Here is a 2485-nt window from a genome sequence, read left to right as displayed (position 1 = left end):
GACCATCGAGGTGACCTTCTCCACCCGAACCCTCATCCGCTGGGCCACACTGACCATCCGGTTTCAGCCGCTGGCCCGGCAGAACATACAGCCCATCCGCTATGCCCTAGACCGGGCCTTGGGCTACCGGGCATCACGCGAAACCCGCGCCATGCTCCATGAACTTGCCCAGCGCATGTTCCCGGCAGCGGAAGCAACGACCAACACACCATAGGGGAGTCAAAACGGCTCCCCTTCACATTTTCTAGGAGGACATCATGCATACGGACATCACTGTGCTCGACAGCCTTGTGGCTGTGCATCTGACCGTGAACATCTGGACCGCACGCAGAAAGCTCGTGCCCTCGGACTTTAACACCACCAATCTCCCCCCTGAAGAACTGGCCTCGCTGGGCAGCAAGCGTATCTGCAACCCGGCGGATCTGCGGGTGTTCGGCACCCTCAAGAGCCGGGCCACGACGTTGCTGGACAGAAACGGGGTCCGCTTTCTGGGGGGTTGGGCACTGCCTGAAGACAGGATCGCGGAGGTGCAGACGGAACTGGAGGGCATCGCAACGGAATTCCTGCGCGAAAAGGACGCCTTCCTTGACCGGTACGACGATGCGATACGCGACTGGATACGCACCAACCCCGGCTGGGAATCCATCATTGCCAATTCCATTGTCAGCGCGGACTACGTGCGCTCCCGTTTCGGGTTCGCCTGGCAGATGTTCAAGGTACAGACTCCTGCGGTACGGGACGACTCGCCGGAGTCAATAGTGAACACTGGCCTTGAAGACGTTGTGACCGGACTTGGTCAGACCCTGTTCGGCGAGATCGCCAAGGCGGCCACGGACACCTGGCACAAGAGTTTTGTGGGCAAGACCGAGGTGACCCGCAAGGCCCTTTCCCCCTTGCGGACCATGTACCGCAAGCTCACCTGCCTCAGCTTTGTGGAGCCGCGTGTCAGCCCTGTAGCGGACCTGCTGCAGACGGCCTTCTCCGCCGTGGGCAGGAAAGGGCATATCATGGGCCCGACTCTGCTCATGCTGCAAGGGCTGGTCAGTCTGTTACGTGACCCCGAAGCTCTGCTGGAACATGCCCAGTCCATGCTCGATGGGAGAAATCCCGATGACATTCTGGCCGGGTTCACAGGGCCCGGCTCCCTGGTTCTGTCGGGAAACGGCGAGACCATCGGTGCCCAGGAAGACTATGCCGACGTGCAGGACGAAGGGGCCGACGAGATGCCCATGGCCCCGCTTCCCATCGGCCCGCAACTGGACAGTCTGGGATTGTGGTGATGGGTATGCCTGCAAATCCCATTCTGCAATCCCTGCCTTTGCTGGCATCTGTACTGGGCAGGCGCTATGGCGTCACCGTGCGCATAGGAGGCACTGAGGCGTATACGGACGGCACTGTCATACAATTACCCTCACTTCCTGCGCAATGCGACGACACCTTCAACGGTCTTGTGCGTGGATTTGTGGATCATGAGGCAGCCCACATCCGGCATACGGACTTTACCGTGTGCAAGCAGACCCGGTCTGCGCTGGAAAAGCACATCTGGAACACCTTTGAGGACTGGCGGGTGGAAAACGCCATGGCAGCCATCTATCCCGGATGTCGGGGCAACTTCCGCTGGCTCATCCGGCACTGCTTCCTCGACACGCCTCCCGTGGTGCATGATGACAAGGCCACCCTGATCCTGGACTGGCTGCTCCTTACGGTACGAAGCTGGGATGTACCGGAACTGGGTGCTCATTGTGAGACGCTGGCCTGTGCCATGGACAGAAGGTGGCCCTGGCTCCGCCTGCATCTGGAAGCCATTCTGCACGCCATGCGTAAACACTGCCCGGACTCGGCTGCCTGTCTGGACTACGCACGACAGATCATGGATATGCTCACGTCGGCGGCATGGGCACAAGGGCATGGACAGGGAAACGCACAGGATGCCGCGACGCAACCTGGGGGCACCGCAGGGAATGCGAAAGGCAATTCAGGGAAAATGACGCAAGCCGGACCGCCACCGGAAACAGACAGGACCATGCATACGCAAGGGGAGCCCGACGGTTCCCCTTCTTCATGTCCACCCGGAAACAGGCCCTTCAGCATACCGTTCTCGTCCACACCGGAGGAGGCCGACGCCTTAAAGAACCTGCTCGCTCTGTCTGGCGATGCCTTGCCTGCCGACATGGGTACCCGCATCGGCTCCGCTCTGGCCTTACCGGTACAGACGGAACCTGCCAAGGCCGCCACGGTGGTGGCTAGGGAAGGGTACAAGTTCATCTCGGTGCTGGCCCCGGAAGCTGTCCGTGAAGCCAGGCGGGCCACAAGCGGCATGGCGGCACGATTCCATGGGCTGCTGCAGGCTGCTCACCTCACCCGCAGCGGCCATGCCCGGCGCGGAAGACTGGATACCCGTAATCTTCACAAGGTCGCGGTCCATGATCCCCGCCTCTTTCTGCGCCATATCCAGCGTCCCGGCATCAACACGGCGGTGCACATC

The 2485-nt window shown here is 61.1% G+C and carries 3 protein-coding genes; all 3 read left to right on the top strand.

From position 1 onward, the window contains the following. Positions 1-214, top strand: a 214-nt coding sequence (locus HUV26_RS13530) for a CbbQ/NirQ/NorQ domain-containing protein (protein ID WP_174410674.1), incomplete at its 5' end; no start/stop codon positions are given. 43 nt (positions 215-257) lie between these two features. Continuing rightward, on the top strand, positions 258-1280 hold the full coding sequence (locus HUV26_RS13525; protein ID WP_243451397.1) for a DUF3150 domain-containing protein: 1023 nt from the start codon (positions 258-260) through the stop codon (positions 1278-1280). A gap of 5 nt (positions 1281-1285) precedes the next feature. Beyond that, on the top strand, positions 1286-2485 hold a 1200-nt coding region (locus tag HUV26_RS13520; protein WP_174410673.1), incomplete at its 3' end, for a hypothetical protein.

It is taken from the genome of Desulfovibrio psychrotolerans, assembly GCF_013340305.1.
Classification (GTDB): Bacteria; Desulfobacterota; Desulfovibrionia; order Desulfovibrionales; family Desulfovibrionaceae; genus Halodesulfovibrio; species Halodesulfovibrio psychrotolerans.
This window is presented reverse-complemented; position numbering and strand designations above follow the sequence as displayed.